At 69.3% G+C, this 18,958-nt stretch carries 16 protein-coding genes and 1 pseudogene; 7 read left to right on the top strand and 10 right to left on the bottom strand.

Annotation, left to right across the window (positions count from 1 at the left end):
- Nucleotides 1–118 precede the first annotated feature (118 nt).
- The 8 genes and pseudogenes from ACH41F_RS40820 to ACH41F_RS40785 form a co-directional block, all read right to left on the bottom strand.
- Nucleotides 119–980 (bottom strand): annotated as a pseudogene (locus tag ACH41F_RS40820) (IS5 family transposase).
- A 255-nt stretch (nucleotides 981–1,235) separates the two neighbouring features.
- On the bottom strand, nucleotides 1,236–2,459 hold the full coding sequence (locus tag ACH41F_RS40815; RefSeq protein WP_398839794.1) for an IS701 family transposase: 1,224 nt from the start codon (nucleotides 2,457–2,459) through the stop codon (nucleotides 1,236–1,238).
- A 613-nt stretch (nucleotides 2,460–3,072) separates the two neighbouring features.
- On the bottom strand, nucleotides 3,073–3,921 hold the full coding sequence (locus ACH41F_RS40810) for an aldo/keto reductase (RefSeq protein ID WP_398839793.1): 849 nt from the start codon (nucleotides 3,919–3,921) through the stop codon (nucleotides 3,073–3,075).
- A gap of 506 nt (nucleotides 3,922–4,427) precedes the next feature.
- Complete coding sequence (locus tag ACH41F_RS40805) at nucleotides 4,428–5,096, bottom strand: SDR family NAD(P)-dependent oxidoreductase (RefSeq protein ID WP_398839792.1); 669 nt, start codon at nucleotides 5,094–5,096, stop codon at nucleotides 4,428–4,430.
- Nucleotides 5,097–5,269: 173 nt separating this feature from the next.
- On the bottom strand, nucleotides 5,270–5,638 hold the full coding sequence (locus ACH41F_RS40800; protein WP_398839795.1) for a DUF805 domain-containing protein: 369 nt from the start codon (nucleotides 5,636–5,638) through the stop codon (nucleotides 5,270–5,272).
- Nucleotides 5,639–6,252: 614 nt separating this feature from the next.
- A complete protein-coding gene (locus ACH41F_RS40795) occupies nucleotides 6,253–6,678 on the bottom strand; it encodes a nitroreductase family deazaflavin-dependent oxidoreductase (protein WP_398839791.1) in 426 nt (141 codons plus the stop codon).
- Nucleotides 6,679–6,906: 228 nt separating this feature from the next.
- Complete coding sequence (locus ACH41F_RS40790; RefSeq protein ID WP_398839790.1) at nucleotides 6,907–7,365, bottom strand: pyridoxamine 5'-phosphate oxidase family protein; 459 nt, start codon at nucleotides 7,363–7,365, stop codon at nucleotides 6,907–6,909.
- A gap of 464 nt (nucleotides 7,366–7,829) precedes the next feature.
- Nucleotides 7,830–8,852 carry a zinc-dependent alcohol dehydrogenase family protein gene (locus tag ACH41F_RS40785; protein ID WP_398839789.1) on the bottom strand — a complete coding sequence of 341 codons (1,023 nt, stop codon included), beginning with the start codon at nucleotides 8,850–8,852 and terminating at the stop codon, nucleotides 7,830–7,832.
- Nucleotides 8,853–9,127: 275 nt separating this feature from the next.
- On the opposite strand from ACH41F_RS40785, the gene ACH41F_RS40780 reads away from it, so the two are divergent.
- Nucleotides 9,128–10,030, top strand: coding sequence for a helix-turn-helix transcriptional regulator (locus tag ACH41F_RS40780; RefSeq protein ID WP_398839788.1), 903 nt, complete (start codon nucleotides 9,128–9,130; stop codon nucleotides 10,028–10,030).
- A gap of 69 nt (nucleotides 10,031–10,099) precedes the next feature.
- On the opposite strand, the gene ACH41F_RS40775 is transcribed toward ACH41F_RS40780, so the two are convergent.
- The gene (locus tag ACH41F_RS40775; protein ID WP_398839787.1) at nucleotides 10,100–11,032 is read right to left on the bottom strand and encodes a helix-turn-helix transcriptional regulator; all 933 of its coding nucleotides are present in this window, start codon (nucleotides 11,030–11,032) and stop codon (nucleotides 10,100–10,102) included.
- A 138-nt stretch (nucleotides 11,033–11,170) separates the two neighbouring features.
- Between ACH41F_RS40775 and ACH41F_RS40770 the strand changes: the two genes are divergently transcribed.
- The 6 genes from ACH41F_RS40770 to ACH41F_RS40745 all read left to right on the top strand — a co-directional run bounded on the left by ACH41F_RS40770 (nucleotide 11,171) and on the right by ACH41F_RS40745 (nucleotide 18,524).
- Nucleotides 11,171–12,454, top strand: coding sequence for an MFS transporter (locus ACH41F_RS40770; protein ID WP_398839786.1), 1,284 nt, complete (start codon nucleotides 11,171–11,173; stop codon nucleotides 12,452–12,454).
- Between the two features lie 75 nt (nucleotides 12,455–12,529).
- Nucleotides 12,530–13,177 carry a (2Fe-2S)-binding protein gene (locus tag ACH41F_RS40765; RefSeq protein WP_398839785.1) on the top strand — a complete coding sequence of 216 codons (648 nt, stop codon included), beginning with the start codon at nucleotides 12,530–12,532 and terminating at the stop codon, nucleotides 13,175–13,177.
- A 3-nt stretch (nucleotides 13,178–13,180) separates the two neighbouring features.
- A complete protein-coding gene (locus ACH41F_RS40760) occupies nucleotides 13,181–14,161 on the top strand; it encodes an FAD binding domain-containing protein (RefSeq protein ID WP_398839784.1) in 981 nt (326 codons plus the stop codon).
- Nucleotides 14,158–16,353: a xanthine dehydrogenase family protein molybdopterin-binding subunit gene (locus ACH41F_RS40755; RefSeq protein WP_398839783.1), complete on the top strand. Its 2,196-nt coding sequence runs from the start codon at nucleotides 14,158–14,160 to the stop codon at nucleotides 16,351–16,353. Before ACH41F_RS40760 ends, ACH41F_RS40755 begins: the two co-directional genes overlap by 4 nt.
- A 143-nt stretch (nucleotides 16,354–16,496) precedes the next feature.
- Nucleotides 16,497–17,678: an XdhC family protein gene (locus ACH41F_RS40750; protein ID WP_398839782.1), complete on the top strand. Its 1,182-nt coding sequence runs from the start codon at nucleotides 16,497–16,499 to the stop codon at nucleotides 17,676–17,678.
- Nucleotides 17,679–17,801: 123 nt separating this feature from the next.
- The gene (locus ACH41F_RS40745) at nucleotides 17,802–18,524 is read left to right on the top strand and encodes an SDR family NAD(P)-dependent oxidoreductase (RefSeq protein ID WP_398839781.1); all 723 of its coding nucleotides are present in this window, start codon (nucleotides 17,802–17,804) and stop codon (nucleotides 18,522–18,524) included.
- Nucleotides 18,525–18,582: 58 nt separating this feature from the next.
- Here ACH41F_RS40745 and ACH41F_RS40740 read toward each other — a convergent pair whose 3' ends face one another.
- Complete coding sequence (locus ACH41F_RS40740) at nucleotides 18,583–18,894, bottom strand: hypothetical protein (RefSeq protein WP_398839780.1); 312 nt, start codon at nucleotides 18,892–18,894, stop codon at nucleotides 18,583–18,585.
- Between the last annotated feature and the right edge of the window lie 64 nt (nucleotides 18,895–18,958).

Genomic DNA, 18,958 nt, shown 5'->3' with positions numbered 1-18,958 from the left:
GACGGCAATATCAAGCACGGCTCAGTCACTACAAGCGCCGTGGACACAGCCCTTGAAAACTGCCCAGCACTCAGAACAAGCACCGTTGCAGTACTAGGGCCTGTTGTGAAAGTGCTGGTCATAGCCACTCGTTGATGGCTGCGACCAGACGGTCGCTTCGAAGCGGACGGAGAGTTTGTCGTACCGAGTGGCGACAGCCCGGTGGCGCTTGAGGCGATTGATCCCGCACTCGACCGCGTGCCGCTGTTTGTAGTCGTCCTTGTCGAACCTCGGTGGCCGCCCGCCGCGCGAGCCGCGCTTGAGGCGGTTGCGGACACGGTCCGCCGGGACCGGGATCCCGCGTCTGCGCAGGTAGGAGCGGTTGCTGCGGGAGTCGTACGCCTTGTCGGCCCGCACCCGGTCCGGTCGCTTGCGAGGCCTGCCGAGCCCCAGCCTCGGCACCCGGATCGCTTCCAGGACTGGCTCGAACTGCGGCGAGTCACCCCGGTGCCCGGCCGTGATCACCACGGCCAAGGGCTTCTGTCCCTGCTCGACCGCAAGGTGGATCTTGCTCGTCAGTCCGCCCCGGGAGCGTCCGAGGCCGTGGTCGGCCGGCTCGGCGAAGACGCCGCCGGGCGGTTCCTTCTGGAGGTCCCCCTTTTCACCGCTCCGGCGGCGTGCTGGTGGGCCCGGCAGACGGTGGAGTCGACGTTCACGTCCCAGGTGATCAGGCCCTTCGCGTCCGCCTCGGCCTGCAGTTGGGTGAGGATCCTCGCCCAGGTCCCGTCCCGCTGCCAGCGCCGGAACAGGTCATAGACCCGGTCCCACGGCCCATAACGTTCCGGCACATCGCGCCAGGGAGCACCGGTCCGGGTCCGCCACTGTATGCCGTCTATCAACTGCCGCCGCGTCCACACCTGCGGACGCCCCGGCTTGATGCCCCGCGGCAGCAGAGGCTCAAGCCGGGCCCACTGGCCGTTCGTCAGATCACCACGTCCCACGACAGATGATCATCAACGAACAAGATCCACTTTCGCAACAGACCCTAGTACTCCAGCAGGATTTCGCTGTCTGACCTGGTCCTTTCGCCGGGTGGCGGGAGTGTAGCGGGACTTCGATCGTGCGGGGGCGGTCTCACGGAGACCGCCCCTCGATCGTGCGACAACGCCGCAGGAAGTGGCAGCGGCGGGCGACTGCTTGGCGTCGGCGGCGCCAGTTCGACCAGCTCAGCGCGTGGTGTCGTCCGCGGTGTCCGCTCAGGTGCGGGGGCCGGGCACGACAAGCTGCCAGGAGTCGCCGAACCTCCGCCACTGTGAGCCCGATGGCCCCGGGTGTCTCACCTGTTCCGCCCCCTTTTCCCAGGGCTGGTGTGCCGTAGCGGCCAGGAAAGCGTGAGCGAGCATGGCCAGCGTGATGTGCCGATACCAGCCCACGTAGCGGCGGACTTCGTACTGGTCCAGGCCACATTCGTTCTTCGCGGCCTGGAAGCACTCCTCGATCGCCCAGCGCGCCCCGGCGACCCGCACCAGCTCCTGGACCGTGGTCTCCAGGGGCGTGTAGGCGAGGTAGTAGGCGATCTCGTCCGGCTTGCTGATGCTGCGCCGGGCCAGTGCCCACCGCATCCGGTGAGGGACCTCGCCCTGATAGTCGAACTCGGCGACGGCCGGCAGCCGCACCGCTGCCCAGTGGTAGACGCGAGGCCCCTTCGCGCCATCGCCGCAGGAGAGCTTCTCCCATGCCTCGTCCGGGGCCTGCGCGAACAGACCCTCGATCCGCGAACAGCCAACGCTGAACTGGGACTTGGGGACTGCCAGCACGTAGCCGACACCCGACTGCTCCAGCAGCCGGCGGAACTGGTTGTCCTGACCGTAGGCGGCGTCCGCCGTGACCCAGGCGACCGGCAGCGGCGAGGCCAGGGCCCGCAGCACCATGTGCCTGGCCAGTTCGCCTTTGGTGGCGAACTCCCGCTCCTCGGGGACCTTTGCGGTGCGGCAGCGTTCCCGGTCCTCGGTCCAGGACTTCGGGAGGTAGAGCTCGCGGTCGACCAGGGCCCGGCCGCGGGCGGAGGCGTAGGCGGCGAAGACGCCGATCTGGCAGTTCTCGGTCCGGCCGGCGGTTCCGGAGTACTGGCGCTGGACCCCGGCGGAGGTGTTGCCCTTCTTGATGAACCCGGTGTCGTCGATGATCAGGACACCATCGCCCTCGCCGAGCTTGCCGGCGACGTATTCCTGCAGGTCGTCGCGGATGTCATCGGGCTCCCACTTCGATCCGGCGAGGAGGTGCTGCAGGCCGTCGGGCGTGGGGTGGCCGGCCTGTTCGGCCAGCTGCCAACTGTTCTTGCGGGCCACCGGGGCGAGCAGCCCGCGTACGTAGTCGCGCATGCGACGGCGGAGCTCGACTCGGCCGAAGCGGTGCCCGATGGTCAGGAAGAGATCGTCCAGTTCGAGGTCCCACTGCGCGGCGGCAGACTCGGTGATCACCCTCGGAGGCTGCCCCGCCACTGCCACTTCCTGCGGCGTTGTCGCACGAGCGAAGGGCGGTCTCCGTCAGCCCGCCCCCGCACGATCGAAGTCCCGCTACACTCCCGCCACCCGGCGAAAAGACCAGGTCAGACAGCGAAATCCTGCTGGAGTACTAGCCCGCTGGACGTCAGCCCGGGGTTCGCGGCGGCGGCTTTACGTACTGCGGTCGTCATCATGAACTCGCACTCGACCGGCGCCAGGGCCGCGACGGGGCTTGTAGAAAACCTTGTTGAAAATCCAGGGCGTGGATCTTCGACGAGGAGCACAAGCCCGCTGGTCAGACGTGGTGAGACGCTCTCCGCAGGATCATCCGAGCAGACAACGCCCCGTACCAGCGGCTGACCAGGGACAGCGTAGCGGATACGTGCCAATGAGGGTCATCTGTACAGGGGTAGGAGGGCGGGACGGCGTCGACACGAAGAGCACCTCGCCAGGCTCGTCAGGGCGCCTGGGCAGCTCGTACGGGCGCTGAAGGACCGGCGCCCCCGGTGCGTACACCGGTCCTTTGGGCGGCCACGTGCTGGCTCCGTCCTAGGGAACTTGATCAAGCCCTGCCTGTGTGCCGACCGTGTCATGTGCGCATAGCGAGAACATCCTCTTGCCAGGCGGACTCCAGTTCCTCGTCCCAGACCTCGGTCAGTGCGGCCGCCGAGTCCATCGCGGACTCGGCCCTGGAGGCGCCTGAGACCACCGACATCACGGGTGACGACTCAAGGAGTGCGCGCAGGAGCAGGCGTGCCAGCGAGATTCCTCGATCGGCTGCGAGGGCACCCATCCGAGAGAACCCTTCCGAATAGGGTTGACCGTCATCGCGCCGTAGGGGGGAGTAAGCGAAGAAAGGGATGTCCATCTTCTCGCACAGGCGCAGGACGTCAGAGGACTCGGCGTGGGCGACGCCATGGCGATTCTGTACAGCGTCGATCGGAGTGATGGAATGGGCTTCCTCCAGTTGAGCCGCAGTGACGTTCGAAAGCCCGATTTGCTGAATTTTCCCTTCCCTTCGCATTTCGTCGAGTGCCGAGACGCTTTCCCCTATCGGGTAGGGAGCGTCGGCGCGGTGGAGGTAATACAGGCCGATACGTTCGACATTCAGAGCGTCAAGGCTTGTAGTGACATCTTTCCGAAGACGCGCCGCGCTGTTGTCCACGTCCCACGTTTCTTGCCCACTCCGGAAGTGTCCACCCTTGGTGGCGATGAGCACATCACTCCGCCCCTTCAGGGCGTGAGCGAACAGCCTTTCGTTGTGCTGAGGGTCGTCCACCGGCGCATACGCGCGGGCGGAGTCGAAGATGCGGATCCCCGCGTCAGCAGCGGCTCGAATCGTGGCGATGTCGCCGGACCTCTTCCGATCTGGGCCGAGAGAAAAAGCCACCCCGCCCAGAGCAATCTGCCCGACGAGCTCCAACGGTTCTTCGGCCAACACATCGCTCCTTATTGAATGAGTACGCGCTGAGCGCTGCTCGAGTGCGGTCGGCGCACCGGCAACAGAGGGCCAGGCGCACCATGCAGGACTCACCTCTGATCCAGGTCGGCCGCTGCGCGCCTGACCATACGGAGTGTCGCAGCATCATGGCTCGATGCTGCCCGTGACGAAACCGCCGTCGTGGACGTAGGGAAGTCCTGGCAAGCAGGCTGTCTCGCTCGGTGGGGGTGTACAAGCGATCGTGACATCCGGCGATCCACAGGGCCCGGGTACGGTGACGTCGCGTTTGGTGGGCGATGTCCGGCTCGCGGGGGCGGCAGAGCGTCTCGGACCGCTTGCTCACTCAGGGAGCGCAGTGCCCGAACGTGGATATACGGCCCGTTCGGGAGCGTCGAAAGCCGCGGTGTGATCTTGTGGTCGTGCGCGTAGGCCATGATGCCTTCTCGGTGGGCGGATGCTGGGGCAAGTCGAGGTGAGGCGGATGTCGTTCAGCGGGTGCGGCGTCAGGCCCTGAAAATCTGCTCGGGCTGGTCGCGTTGAGTAGTGTGCAGCGCCCAGTGGACGGGGGAGATCTCGTCGGCCATGACCCGCGGCTGTCCGTAGAAGGTGGGGGTGCCGATCGTTGCGTCGATGCCGATGTGGGCGGCCTGGATACCGGTACCGTCCAGTTCCTTGTGCAGGTTGATGGCCCAGTTGCGCAGGGCGGCGGCGTCGCGGTTGGCGGTCGGCGGCTGGGGGTTGAGGGAGCGGGCGCCCGTGGTGAACAGGAGGGTGCCGGTGCCGGCCGCGCGCATCGCGGGCAGGACAGCCTTGGTGGCGGTGATGGCGCCGTAGAGCTGCAACTCGATCTGCTGCTGCACGTCTGAGGGTTCGGTCTCCGTTGGGGTGGTGATCACGGCGTCGGGCGCGTCGGCCGGGGAGTACTCCAAGACGTCGATGCGGCCGAACCTGGTGACGGTGTCGTTGAGGGCTTGAGTGAGTGCGTCGCGGTCGAGGACGTCCGCGGGGAAGGCGGCGGCGGAGATGCCCTCAGCAGTGAGCGTGCCGACGAGACCGTCGAGCTTCTCGGGGTTGCGGGAGATCAGGGCGACATCGAAGCCGTGGGAGCCGAAGGCGCGGGCGACGGCCAGGCCCAGCTGGGGGCCGGCTCCGACGATGGCGATGCTGGTCATGACAGGTCCTTCTAGTGAAACGTCGGAGGCTGAGGTGTGGGGCTACCGCCCGTCGGTGCGGGCCAGGTGTGTCCACGTCCGGTCCGGTTCTCACCGGGGGCGGACGTCGGCAAGGCTTGTCACCTGTGCCGATCCGATGGGTCGCGGCCGATGCCGTCACGTGGATGACTGGCTCAGCCGACGGGGTGCGTAACGGCTTTGGGAGAGGGGCCGTACCGGTTGGCGCCCGGGGAACTGTCCACTGTCATGCCCACGAGATAGAGGATCGGGCCGACAACCGGGATCAGGGCGATGAGCATCCTCCAGCCGGACTTGCCGGTGTCGTGCAACCGGCGGACCGAGACGGTGAGCATGGGCACGATGAACGGGAGCAGGAGGACGTTCAGCAGCGGGACCTCGATGGCGAGGCTGATCCCGGCGATCACAACGGTGGCGATCACGTACAGAACCGAGTACCACCAGTACTCCGCGCGCCGGGCGCGACCTGGGAACGTGGCGTACTTGGCAGTGAGGCACGTGCGTACCGCGTCGGTGAACGACATGCTGGTCACAGGAGATCCTTTCGGCAGGAAGGCATGGGGACACGGGGGGCCGGCCGGAGTGAGGAGGCGGCCGGGGTCGACGGTGTCGGCGCCCCCCGCCGTGGCCGCGTGGGCCGTGCAACGGAACAGGAGTGGAAAGGGCTATCCAATTCATGATTCGGATAGGTCGCTCCGGTTCGCCGTGGCAAGCGTAGCACTCAAAGTGGATAGGGTGATCCGATTGCTGGGCGTCTCTGGTCTCGTCCGCCCTGGCTTCGTCCCAGGCGGACGATTCGGGCGGCTGAGCGCGGAGGGCGAGGGTCGACGGCCGCCTTGGGCCCATCGGGGAGCCCGCCGGGCATGCCTGGGTGGGTGAGCAGGTACCTGTACCTCGGCTTCGTACCGCTGTGCGCGGTAGTGGCGAGGCCGTGCCTCGTTGCGCCTTCTCGGTCTGCGGCTACGGGGGCTTCAGGGGGGAAGGGGTCGGTTCGCGTGCGGCAGGCCATGGCGCGGTACAGCGCGGTGCCGCCCATCAGCCACTGAGCCGCCCTGTGGCCCAGTGGTCCCCACCCGGCGCAGGCGAAGCGGCCCTTGGCCCGATGATCCCCTCACGTCCGCTCGCCCCCGTGAGGTCCTCACTCGTCGGCTCGGGGATGGAGGACCACCACCGGGATCTCGCGTTCGGCCCATGCCTGGTAGAACTCGAAGTCGGCGTAGACCTCCAGTAGTCGGGGCCAGAGACGAGAGCGTTCCTGCGGATCCGCGGTGCGGGCGCGCACAGGTCTCCGCTGGGCGCGGATCTGTATGTGGGTGTCCGGGTGGGAGCGCAGGTTGAGATACCACTGAGGGTTCTTGGGGAGCCCTCCCTGGGAAGCCACGACGACCGTGTCCGGTCCGTCGGTCATGTAGAGCAGCGGCGTGGTGTAGAGCCTGCCGGACTTACGACCGCGATGCTCGAGGAGCAGGACGGGTACCGGCTTGCGGAAGCCGGCTGCTATGCGCCATGTCCCGCCGAGCCGGCCGTGGGTACGGCGGTAGGCCCACACCTGGGCCTTGGCCATGTACTTGAAGAGTCGCGGCAGTAGGGGGGAGTCCAGTTGCTTGGGACGTGGCCGTTGTTCGGGACGTGGGCGCTGATGTGACACGGATCGCCTCCGATCGGGCAACTGACCGGTTCTGTTGCTGCGGTTGGCCGAGCGCGGTGCCTCAGCTGGAGGCCACGGGTTCCGACGAGACGCGGGGCAAGCGGCTGGGCTGGTCATCCGCTGGTGCGCCATAGGCCTTGGTTGTCACAGCTTTCGGAAGTCCCAGGAGACGGTCTTCGATGGTGTCAGGCGGATCCACGCATGCCGACCGTCGTGCGGCATTTCCTCCAGGCCGAAGTTCTTGCGGGCGAACAGCGCTTCCAACGCGTCGAGTTCGGTGCACGGTTCTCCGGTGCGGGGGATCTCGCCCACGAACTCCGCGGTGCCTGACAGTTCGACCCCGCGCAGCTCCCCGTACTCCTCGCCGGAGTCGACGACGACAGCGACGCGTGGGTCCTGACGGAGGTCGGTCCAACGCTTGCTGCGCACGATGGAGTACAGCCACAGCGAGGTGCCGTCCCAGGCGAACCAGAGGGCACTGAGATGCGGGGGGCCGTCGTTTGAGACGGTGGCGACGCGGCACGTGCGCTGGTCGACGAGGAACTCGTCCAGTTCGTCCGGCGTCATCATGATCTTTCGGCTCCTGCGCTGTGTCGCAACCATGCGGGGCCTCTTTTCTCTTGCGTCAGGGTGCCGGGGAGGAGGCGTATCTGATGCAGCGTCAGAAGGATCGGGCATTTTCCACGAGCCTGCAATGGCTGAGGGGTCCCTGTGGCACCCGAAGCCGATCACCGCGGCCGGGGCCCGTCGTCGCCCGGTAGGCGGTGGAGTCTCTGGCGGATGTCGGTGCACCGGAGACGGTCGGTGCGAGTGTGCAGGTGCCGCCGGTCGCGCGGAAGTGCTGGTGGGTTACCAGGGGCGAAGGGCACGGTCGGGATGCAGACGCGACACGCGCGAGCTCTATCTCGGAACAGCCGCGCACACTGCGCCCGCGTCGCTCGTACAGGGCCTCGGGAGTGAGCAGTTCGAGCGGAGGGAGGTACGAGAACCCGCTCCAGCGGGCGAATGTGTCGCCCTGCCCCGTGGCTGCGACACGGGGTGGGCGGGGATGGGTACGGGCAGGCGTGTCAGAGAGTGAGGAGCACCTTGGTGGCGCGTCGCTCGTCCATCGCCTTGTAGCCCTCCGGAGCCTGCTCCAGCGGCAGGGTGAGGTCGAAGACCTTGCCCGGGTCGATCTTGCGGTCCCAGATGAGCTGGATCAGCTCGGGCAGGAACCGGCGCACCGGGGCGGGGCCGCCCAGGGTGTGGATGCCGGCGAAGAACAGTTCGATGCCGGGGATGGACACGTCGTAGTTCACGCCCACGTAGCCCAGGTGCCCGCCGCCGCGGGTGGCGCCGACAGCCTGCATGAACGATTCCTGGGTGCCGACCGCCTCGACGACCGAGTGCGCGCCCAGTCCGCCGGTGAGTTCCTTGATCTTCGCAACACCCTCGTCACCGCGCTCCTCGACGATGTCGGTCGCGCCGTAGTGCAGGGCGAGCTTCTGCCGCTCGGGGTGCCGGGACATGGCGATGATCCGCTCGGCGCCCAGCTGCTTGGCGGCCAGGACTGCCATCAGGCCGACGGCTCCGTCGCCGACCACCGCGACGGTCTTGCCGGGGCCGGCCTCGGCGGCGACAGCGGCGTACCAGCCGGTGCCCAGCACGTCGGAGGCGGCCAGGAGGTCGGGGATCAGCTCCGGGTCGGGCTGTCCGGGGGTGGCGACCAGGGTGCCGTCGGCGAGCGGGATACGGGCCTTCTCGGCCTGGGTGCCGATTCCGGCGTGGACGAACTCGGCGTGCACGCACTTGGACTGGAAGCCGGCCTGGCAGATCTCGCAGGTGTTGTCGGAGATGACGAACGATCCGACGACGAAGTCCCCGGGCTTGACGGTCCTCACCTCGGAGCCGACCTCCTCGACCACGCCCACGTACTCATGCCCCATGAGCGTGCGGTCGGCGGGCTCGATGCCTCGGTACGGCCACAGGTCCGACCCGCAGATGCAGGTCGCGGTCAGCTTCACGATCGCGTCGGTGGGGTCGATGATCTTCGGGTCGTCACGGTCCTCGACCCGGACGTCGCCGGCCTTGTGCATGATGACGCCGCGCATACCTGAATCTCCTTGCTTTGCTTGCTTCACTTGCTTCGCGTGTACCGGCGCACGCGGCACCGGATCGGCTCCCGCGCTGTCGTCCCTGACGTCACCCGCGTGGGCGTCTCCGGGCGAAACAGGCCGGGCGGGCACCTGCCGCTCCACCGGTGAAGGCGAAACGGAAAGCACCACGTCATCCAGGGAAGCCCCATTTCGCGCGCGCAGCGAGTTACTGATGAGGGGTGTACTGGTAGTACACCCCAACCTGGCGGACTCGGTCGTAACGTCGTGTCGTGGACAACCGTGATGAAGTCCGCGAGTTCCTGACCTCGCGGCGAGCCAAGATCACTCCGGAGCAGGCGGGGCTGCCGGCAGGTACCCGGCGCCGCGTGCCCGGGCTGCGCAGGAGCGAGGTCGCGGCGCTGGCGGACGTCAGCGTCGAGTACTACGCCAAGCTGGAGCGTGGCAACCTCGCCGGCGTCTCACCCGCCGTGCTCGAAGCCGTCGCCCGCGCCCTCCAGCTGGATGACGCCGAACGGGCCCACCTGCTCCATCTGGCCCAGGCCCAGGAAGGCTCCGACACCCTCGCGCGTCCCCGACGGCGCTCCGGCAGGCAGCGGACCTTGCACAAGAGCCTTCAGTGGACCCTGGACGCCGTCACCGCCGGGCCGGCGTTCGTCGTCAACGGCCGCCTGGACGTGCTGGCCGCCAACCGGCTCGCCCGCGCCTTCTTCAGCGACCTGTACGCCGATCAGGCCCAGCCGCCCAACCTGGCCCGCTACCAGTTCCTCGCCCCCGCGGCCCGCCGCTTCTACCCGGACTGGGACCGGGCCGCCGGCATGACCGTGGACCTGCTGCGCACCGAGGCGGGCAGCAATCCGCGTGACAAGGACCTGCACGACCTCATCGGTGAGCTGTCCACCCGCAGCGATGCCTTCCGCACCCGCTGGGGCGCCCACAACGTGACCCACCACGGCACCGGCTCCAAGCGCTTCCACCACCCCGTCGTCGGCGACCTCACCCTCTCCTGGGAGTCCCTGGTGATGGCCGCCGAACCGGGCCTCAGCATGATCATCTACACCGCCGAACCCGGCTCATCCTCCGAGGAAGCCCTGCGCCTGCTCACCTCCTGGGCCGCCAGTCAGCAAACTGCCACCGCCCCTGCTCTACGGTCTCCGAGCACTCCGCAGAATTGATCGCCGAGAAGGGTCGGCGTGACAGCCGTCGGCCCGACGGGCGGGGCTCTCCAGGGGCTGCCGGGACTGTCACCGAGGGTCGCGGGCTGCCTCTGTGTCCGGGGGCGGGGCCGCTGTCCAGCTGGCGAGGAGTTTGATCCGGTCCTCGGAGGTGGTGCCGGGCTCGGCGGTGTAGAAGGTCAGGTCGTGGATAGTCCGGTTCGGCATGGGCAGGTCCAGGGACCGGTAGGCCAGCTCCAGACGGCCGACGTCGGGGTGGTCCAGGCGCTTGGTGCCGTCGTGGCGGATACGGACGTCATGCGCTGCCCACATGGTGCGGAACTCGGCGCTGAGCGTGGACAGTTCGCCGACGAGTTCACGCAGGTCCCGGTCGTAGGGGTCACGCCCGGCCTCGGCCCGCAGCAGGGCTGCGGTGGTGACGGCGGCGGCGTCCCAGTCGACGTAGAAGTCGAGGGCACCGTCGTCGAGGAAGATGTAGCGGGCGAGGTTGGGGCGGCCGTGCTTGTCGGCGGTGGTGCTGTCGAACATCGGCGCGTGCACGGCCCGCGCCAGGGTGTTGCTCGCGATGACGTCCATGCGGCCGTTGCGCACGAAGGCCGACGACATCGTCGTGGAGTCGAGCACCCACTGGACAGACGGCGGGACCTGCACGTCCTTGCGGCGGCGCGGCGGGCGGGGCACCGGCCGGGACGCCCGGGCCAGGTCGAACAGGTAGGTGCGTTCGTCCTCGTCCAGCCGCAGCGCCTGGGCGACCGCGTCGATGACGTCCTCGGAGACGCCGTTGATGTGCCCCTTCTCCAGGCGCGTGTACCACTCGGTGCTCACTCCGGCGAGGACGGCGACCTCCTCGCGCCGCAGCCCCGGCACCCGGCGTCGGCCGCTGGTGGGCAGCCCGACCTGCTCCGGGGTCAGCTTGGCGCGCCGGCTGGCGAGGAAGTCCCGGATGTCGGTTCGGTTGTCCGGGGGCTCGGCGGAGCGGTGTGCGGGGCGAGGGTGGTCCATGACCTCCACCGTAGCGACGGCCCCTCCCTCAGGGAGGTTGAGGTTATACCCCCCATAAGTGCGACCTTCCTCCCGCGCGGTGGAGCCGGTTCGGTGGTTGTCGTCCACCGATCACACACCCTTTGGGGAGATGGAGACATGAGCCCGCGAGGCGGGGTGCTCAGCGCCCCCGGCGACGTACGCACCGAAGACCGCGAGCGTCCGCCCGCCCGGCTTCCGACGGTCATCTACGTGCTGGCCCTGGGCACGTTCCTGATGGGCACGACCGAGTTCGTGGTAGCGGGCCTGCTGCCGGAGATCGCCGGGAACCTGCGGGTGAGCGTGGGCCAGGCAGGCCTGCTGATCACCGTCTTCGCGGTCGGCATGGTCGTCGGCGCACCGCTGATGGCGATGCTGACGCTGCGGCTGCCCAGGCGGTGGACGCTCGTCCTGTCTCTGGCCGTGTTCGCGGTTGGACATGTGATCGTCGCGCTGACTTCGAACTTCGCGCTGTTGCTGGCGGCGCGGTTTCTGACAGCGATGGCGACCGGAGCGTTCTGGGCGGTGGCCAACGTTGTGGCCGCGCGTGCCGCCGGCCCGGCCACGAGTTCTCGCGCGCTCGGCGTGGTGGGCTCCGGCGCCATGCTCGCCAACGTCGTCGGCGTGCCGGCCGGCGCCTTCGCCGGGCAACTGATGGGCTGGCGTGGACCGTTCTGGGCACTCGCCGCTCTCGCGGCAGCCGCCACGGTGCTGATCGCTCGCCATGTCCCGCACGACGGCCCGGACCAGCAGACGGTGTCGATCCGCTCCGAGATCTCCGCCCTGCGCTCCGGCCGCCTGTGGCTGGCGCTGACGGCCTGCGCGACCACCACCGGCGGCGTACTCTCGACGTACTCCTACATTTCGCCGCTGCTGACCGACCGGGCCCACATCGCGGCCGGCCTGGTACCGCTGGTGCTGGTCGGCTTCGGGGCAGGCGCCCTGGTGGGCTTCCTCATGGGAGGCCGCCTCGGCGACCATCGTCCCCACACGACGATCATCGTGGCGGCTGCGGTGACCACCACCCTGCTGCTGGCGATCTGCCTGCTGTCCGGCTTCGCGGTCCCCACCGTCGCGCTGGTCGCCCTGCTCGGGCTGTTCGGACTCGGCGCCAACCCGGTGCTGATCTCCCTGGCCGTCCGCTACGCGGGCCGGGCGCCCACCCTGGGCTCCGCCCTGACCGTCTCGGCGTTCAACTTGGGCACCGCCGCCGGCTCCTGGATCGCGGGCCTCGCCCTCGACTCCTCGCTGGGGGCGACCGGCCCTGCGGCGGTCGGCACCGGCATCGCCGCGCTGACCCTCGTTCCCGCGGTAGCGATCGCGCTCACCCAGCGCCGTCGCCTGGAGGCCTCCGTCGTACGGGGCTCTGGAGATGCCGGCGCCACCCACGTCACGAACCCCTGAAGCCCCTCCCGCGATGACACCCCCAGGCCGTGCGGCTGTGCGCGGCTCATCCATCAGAGATGCGAAGGCAGAGTTATGACAACCGATCTCCCTGAGTCCGTCCCGCCCCCCACCGGTTCCGGTGAGTCCCCCTCGACGCCCAGCAGGCGCGCCTTCATCGCCACCAGTACCGCGGTCGGCGGCGCCGTGGTGGCCGGAGGGTCTTTCATCGCCGCGCCGGAAGAGGCCGCCGCAGAGCAGGCCGCTGCCGAGGGGGCCGCGCCTGCCAGCCGGGTCTCCCTGACGGTCAACGGCACCCGCCGGACCGTGACGGTCGACAACCGCACCTCGTTGCTGGACCTGTTGCGCGAGCATCTCGGGCTGACGGGTTCGAAGAAGGGCTGCAATGCCGGGGCCTGCGGGGCGTGCACCGTGCTGGTCGACGGCCACCGTGTCAACGCCTGTCTGACGCTGGCCGTCCGGCTGGAGGGCGCCGAGGTCACCACCATCGAGGGTCTGAGGGACGGTGACCAACTGCACCCGTTGCAGCAGGCGTTCATCGACCAGGACGCCTTCCAGTGCGGGTACTGCACCCCCGGCCAGATCCTGTCCGGCGTCGGCTGCATCCAGGAGGGCCACACCAACTCTCCCGAGGAGATACGGGAGTGGATGAGCGGCAACATCTGCCGCTGCGGCTGCTACGTCAAGATCGTGCGCGCGGTCGAGCAGACGGCGGGGAGGTGAGCCGTGTATCCCTTCGCCTACACCCGTGTCTCCGGTACTCACGAGGCTGTTGACGCCGGTCGCCGCGGCGGCCGTTACATCGCCGGCGGCACCACCCTGGTCGATCTGATGCGTGAGACCGTCGAGCGCCCGGAGACCCTGGTCGACATCTCCCGCCTGCCGCTGCGCAAGGTCACCGTCACCGAACGCGGAGGCCTGCGCATCGGCGCGCTGGTGACCATGTCCGAGGCCGCCGCCCATCCCAAGGTGCGCACCCTGTACCCCGTCGTCTCCGAGGCGCTGGAGCTGAGCGCCTCGGCCCAGCTACGGAACATGGCCACCATCGGCGGCAACATCATGCAGCGCACCCGCTGCACCTACTTCCGTGATGTGACCGCCGCCTGCAACAAACGCGAGCCCGGCTCGGGTTGCGCGGCGCTGCACGGCGTCAACCGCACCCACGCCATCCTCGGCACCTCCGACGCCTGCGTGGCCACCCACCCCTCCGACGTCGCCGTGGCGTTCACGGCGCTGGAGGCGACCGTGCACCTGCTCGGCCCGGACGGGGAACGTCAACTCCCCTTCGCTGACTTCCTTCTTCGGCCCGGAAAGACTCCGAATCGCGAACATGCCCTCAGGCGGGGCGAGTTGATTACGGCGGTTGAGATCCCCGCGCTTGCGCGCCCCCTCGAGTCCGGCTATCTGAAGGTGCGTGACCGGCAGTCCTACGAGTTCGCCCTGACGTCGGCGGCGGTCGCCCTGCATGTGCGGGGCGGGGTGGTCCGGGAGGCGAAGGTGGCCGCCGGGGGAGTGGGGACCGTGCCCTGGAAGCTCCCCGCCGTCGAGGAGCGCCTCATCGGCGAACGCCCCTCGGAATCGCTGTGGGCATCAGCCGCCGCGCGAGCCGCCGACGGCGCCCGTCCGCTTCGGCACAACGGCTTCAAGGCCGAGCTGCTCAAGCGGACCGTCGAACGCCAGCTGCGCATCGTAGGAGGTACCAAGTGAGCCCCCAGCCGCAGGCAGCCGTCGGCGCGCCGCTGCCCCGGGTGGACGGCCGACTCAAGGTCACCGGACAGGCGCAGTACGCCGCCGAGTTCGACGTCGACGGGGCGGTGCACGCGGTCATCGTCGACGCGAGCATCGGGCGCGGCCGTGTCACCTCCCTCGACGCCCGTGCCGCTCTGGAACACCCTGGCGTGCTGCGGGTGATCAGCCACCGCAACGCGCCGAAGCTGCCGTATCGCGACAACCCGGGTTCCAACAACCCACCCGGGCGCAGGCTGCGCGTCTTCCAGGACGACAAGGTCCTCTTCCATGGTCAGCCGGTCGCCGTCGTGATCGCCACCAGCCTGGAGGCCGCCCAGCACGCTGCGAGCCTTGTCCAGGTCCGCTACGACGCCGAAGAGCCCTCGACCGACCTGCACAAGGCCGAGCCGGACAAGCCGACCACATACGGGCGCGGTGACGCCGAGGCCGCCCTGCGCTCCGCCGCCGTACGGCTGGACCTGACCTACGAGTTGGCGCGCAACCACCACAACCCGATGGAACCGCACGCCACCATCGCCCGCTGGGACGGCGACAAGCTGACCGTATGGGACAAGACGCAGTGGGTCGTGGGCACACGGGACGAACTCTCCACCGTGTTCGACCTGCCCAAGGACTCGGTACGCGTCATCAACCCGTTCGTCGGCGGGGCCTTCGGCAGCGGGCTGCGCTGCTGGCCGCACACGGTCGTCGCCGCCCTCGCCGCGCGAGTCACGGGCCGTCCGGTCAAGCTGGTGCTCAGCCGCCGGCAGATGTACTTCGGCACCGGCTTCCGGCCCTCCTACGCGTACCGGTTGCGGCTGGGCAGCGACCGGCGGGGACGCCTGACGGCCATGGCCCACGAAATGGACTCCGAGACCTCGTCGTACGAGACGTTCACCGAGACGGTCATGCCGGCCGGGCAGATGCTCTACAGCATGCCCCACGTCAGCCAGGCCTACCGGCCGGTGCCGCTGGACGTGAACACCCCGATCTGGATGCGCGGCCCCGGCTTCGCCTCGGCGGCGTTCGTGATCGAGTCCGCCATGGACGAGCTCGCGCACAAGCTCGGCGTCGACCCGATCGAGCTGCGCCGGCGCAACGAGCCGAACGAGGACGAGTCGAACGGGCTGCCGTTCTCCACCCGCCGATTGCGGGACTGCTACACCGTCGGCGCGCGGGAGTTCGGCTGGCACCGCCGCAACCCGAAGCCGCGGGCGTGGCGGGAGGGTGACTGGCTGATCGGCATGGGTGTCGCGGTCGGCGTGTACGAGACGCAGCGCAACCAAGCCCAGGCCCGGGTCCGTCTGGATGCCGACGGCAAGGCGCTGGTGGAGACCGCGGCCAGTGACATGGGGCCGGGCACCTACACCTCCCAGACACAGGTCGCCGCTGACGCCCTGGGGCTGACCGTGCGCACGGTCACTGTCCGGCTGGGGGATTCACTGTTCCCGCCGACCCCGCCGCACGGCGGCTCCCAGACCATGGCCAGCGTCGGCTCCGCCGTCCTCGACGGCTGCGACCAGGTTCGCCGGCAGGCGATCCAACTGGCCGTCGGTGACCGCGAGTCGCCGCTGTATGGCGTACCGGCTGCCGACATCGTCGTACGGGGCGGGCGGCTGCACGCGAAGAACAACCCAGCGCGCGGGGAGACCTACCGAAACCTGCTGACCCGCAACGACCGCTCCCACCTGGAAGCCCTGGGCTCATTCGCCGGGGCGCCCAGTCCCGAGCGGCATTCCTTCTACGCCTACAACGCCACCTTCGCCGAGGTCGCCGTCGACGCCACGCTGGGGCTGGTGCGGGTGCGACGGATGCTCGGTGTGTACGACGCGGGCCGCATCATCAGCCCCAAGCTCGCCGAGAGCCAGGCGATCGGCGGCATCGTGGGCGGTATCGGTACGGCCCTGCTGGAGCACACGGTCACCGATCACCGGGACGGCCGGATCGTGAACGCCAACCTGGCCGACTACCTCGTCCCGGTCAACGCCGACGTCCCCGACGTCAAGGCGATCTACCTGGACGGCGAGGACCGTGAGGCCGACCCGCTCGGGGTGAAGGGGCTCGGCGAGGTCGTCCACGTCGGCGTGGCACCCGCAATCGCCAACGCGGTGTTCAACGCCACCGGCCGACGCATCCGCCGACTGCCCATCACCGTCGAGGCGTTGCTCTGACCTGAGCAGGCCCCTCGACCGGTCCGGAAGCCCGCCCCCGTCGGGCTCCCGGACTTCCCCGGGCCGCCGCCGTGCGTGCTCCCCCCCGTCAGGCGCGGCGGCGGCCCACTTCGCACCCCACGGCGAACCACGGAGAAAGGCTCATGCTGAACATCGCGGAGACACTGCACCGCTGGTGCCACGAGGCACGTCCCTTCGCCCTGGCCACCGTCGTCGACGTTCGCGGCAGCGCACCGCTGCCGGTCGGCACGTCCGTCGCAGTGGACGAGGACGGTAACGCGGTCGGCAGCATCTCAGGGGGCTGTGTCGAGGGCGCGGTGTACGAACTGTGCCGGCAGGTGCTCCACGATCGGGGCGCGGTCCAGCGGGCCCGGTTCGGCTACTCCGACGAGGACGCCTTCGCCGTAGGCCTGACCTGCGGCGGCGAACTCGACGTTGTTGTCCAGTACATCGATCCCGCGAGTCAGCCGCATCTCGGCGCGGCTCTCGCGGAGGTGGCCGATGGCCGGCCGGTCGCGGTGGCGCAGGTCGTAGACGGCCCCGACGGGTTGCTCGGAGCCACATCGAGCGTGCTCGGTGACGGCCGGGCGATCGGCGGAATGTTGGCCGACGGGCCGCTGGCACAGGCGGTCGCGGACCGGGCCAGGGCGCTGTTGCGGGCCGGACGCACGGCCCGCGTCCCGCTCGGCGGGGACGCGGCCACCTGCCCCGAGCGGCTGTCCGTGCTCGTCCATGTGGCCGCCACCCGCCCCCGCATGCTCGTCTTCGGCGCGATCGACTTCGCGGCCTCGCTCAGCCAGGCCGGCCGTTTTCTCGGCTACCGGGTCACTGTCTGCGACGCCCGCCCCGTCTTCGCCACCACCGCCCGCTTCCCGCACGCCGACGAGGTCGTGGTCGACTGGCCTCACCGCTACCTGGAACGCGCCGAGGTCGACGCCCGTACCGCGGTATGCGTGCTCACCCACGACGCCAAGTTCGACATCCCGCTGCTGCGCCTCGCCCTCGGGCTCCCTGTCGGCTACGTCGGCGCGATGGGCTCCCGGCGCACCCACGACGAACGTCTGCGTCTCCTGCGCGAGGCCGGTCTCACCGAGGCCCAGCTGGCCCGGCTGCGTTCGCCGATCGGTCTGGACCTCGGCGCGCGTACCCCCGAGGAGACCGCGATCTCCATCACCGCGGAGATCATCGCCCATACCAACCGAGCGAGTGGCCTGCCACTTTCTCGGCGCACCGGGCCGATTCACGGACGGACTGCTCATGGGCTCGGCGACGGACAGGCCATCGGAGAACAGAAACCGGCACGTCGCGCGGTAGTGAGTCACTGATCGAGGCCCGCGTCTGCTTGCCTCCAGGGCGACGCGCCCCGACCCGGCGTGATCGTTCCGTAGGCTCTCGGGACTCGGCTCCTGACCAGTTCACCGCACCCCACCACCACCTACAGGTAGGAGATGACTGACATGGCACTGATCCTGGTGACGGGCGCAGCCAGTGGGCTCGGGCGCAACACGGCGAACGCGTTGGTCGACGAGGGGCACGACGTGGTCGTCCACGTCCGGAATCCGGCCCGTCTCGCCGACGCGGAGAACACCGTCCGGTGGAAAGGCATCATCACGGGGGATCTCGCCGATCTCGACGAGATCCGACAGGTCGCCCGGCAAGCCGGCGGGTTCGGCCGCTTCGACGCCGTCATCCACAACGCCGGCACCATGAACTCCCGGGATGCGGGCACCGTCAACACGGTCGCGCCCTACCTGCTCACGGCCCTGATGGACAAGCCGGCCAGGCTCGTTTACCTCAGCAGCTCCATGCACCGCACCGGCTCCACCGACCTGCGACGGCTGGCCGCGGGCACCGCTTCCTACGACGACAGCAAGCTGTGGGTCACCACGCTCGCGTTCGCGGTCGCCTCCCGCTGGCAGGGGACCTCGAGCCACGCGGTCGACCCGGGGTGGGTGCCCACCCGGATGGGCGGCGCCGGCGCACCGGACGACCTGACCGCCGGGCACCAGACACAGGTGTGGCTCGCCACGCACCACAAGGTGACGCCTAGCACCGGCGGCTACTGGCACCACCGGCAGACGCAGACCCCGCACCCCGCGGCACAGGACGACGAGTTCCAGGCCCGTCTCGTCCAAGCCCTTGAGAGCCACACGGGCGTCCCGCTCGACTGAGGGGACCATCGATGTGATCAGGGGCGACGGCATCCATGCGCGCCGCCGGGACGCACCTTCACCACCAGCGTGGTTCGGGGCTCTTCGGAACACAGTGGCAGGGTGCCGGGGCGGACGTGGGCGGGACTGCTGACTCTTCGGACGGGGTGGTGTCGTCCCGGCGCCCCTGGAACACCTCCGTGAACTGCGGCATGATCGCCGCCGCCAGGGCGGTACCGCCGGGCGGCTGCACCATCCGCAGCAGATCGGTGGCCGCGTCGAGGTCGTCGGCGGTCAGGTCCTCTCCGTCGCGCATGCGGACCAGAGCGTCCCTGAACGCCTCGACGAGACGTGTCGCGTCGGTGTGCGACGGGTCGGGGGGTGTGGTCATGCCTGTCTGCTCCTTCTGAGTGGGGGACGATCGGGCGAGGGCGCGCGTGGAGCCGGACGCACCG

Origin of the sequence: Streptomyces sp. NPDC020489 (assembly GCF_044386545.1) — a bacterium.
Lineage (GTDB): Bacteria > Actinomycetota > Actinomycetes > Streptomycetales > Streptomycetaceae > Streptomyces.
The sequence above is the reverse complement of the archived record's forward strand: the minus strand, read 5'-3'. Positions and strand labels throughout refer to the sequence as shown.

What these genes read in the sequence shown, in the direction of transcription:
- ACH41F_RS40805 (WP_398839792.1), bottom strand. Translation starts at nt 5,096, where the DNA reads ATGACCAGCATCGCCATCGTCGGAGCCGGCCCCCAGCTGGGCCTGGCC.
- ACH41F_RS40800 (WP_398839795.1), bottom strand. Translation starts at nt 5,638, where the DNA reads ATGTCGTTCACCGACGCGGTACGCACGTGCCTCACTGCCAAGTACGCC.
- ACH41F_RS40795 (WP_398839791.1), bottom strand. Translation starts at nt 6,678, where the DNA reads ATGGCCAAGGCCCAGGTGTGGGCCTACCGCCGTACCCACGGCCGGCTC.
- ACH41F_RS40790 (WP_398839790.1), bottom strand. Translation starts at nt 7,365, where the DNA reads ATGGTTGCGACACAGCGCAGGAGCCGAAAGATCATGATGACGCCGGAC.
- ACH41F_RS40785 (WP_398839789.1), bottom strand. Translation starts at nt 8,852, where the DNA reads ATGCGCGGCGTCATCATGCACAAGGCCGGCGACGTCCGGGTCGAGGAC.
- ACH41F_RS40775 (WP_398839787.1), bottom strand. Translation starts at nt 11,032, where the DNA reads ATGGACCACCCTCGCCCCGCACACCGCTCCGCCGAGCCCCCGGACAAC.
- ACH41F_RS40770 (WP_398839786.1), top strand. Translation starts at nt 11,171, where the DNA reads ATGAGCCCGCGAGGCGGGGTGCTCAGCGCCCCCGGCGACGTACGCACC.
- ACH41F_RS40765 (WP_398839785.1), top strand. Translation starts at nt 12,530, where the DNA reads ATGACAACCGATCTCCCTGAGTCCGTCCCGCCCCCCACCGGTTCCGGT.
- ACH41F_RS40750 (WP_398839782.1), top strand. Translation starts at nt 16,497, where the DNA reads ATGCTGAACATCGCGGAGACACTGCACCGCTGGTGCCACGAGGCACGT.
- ACH41F_RS40745 (WP_398839781.1), top strand. Translation starts at nt 17,802, where the DNA reads ATGACTGACATGGCACTGATCCTGGTGACGGGCGCAGCCAGTGGGCTC.
- ACH41F_RS40740 (WP_398839780.1), bottom strand. Translation starts at nt 18,894, where the DNA reads ATGACCACACCCCCCGACCCGTCGCACACCGACGCGACACGTCTCGTC.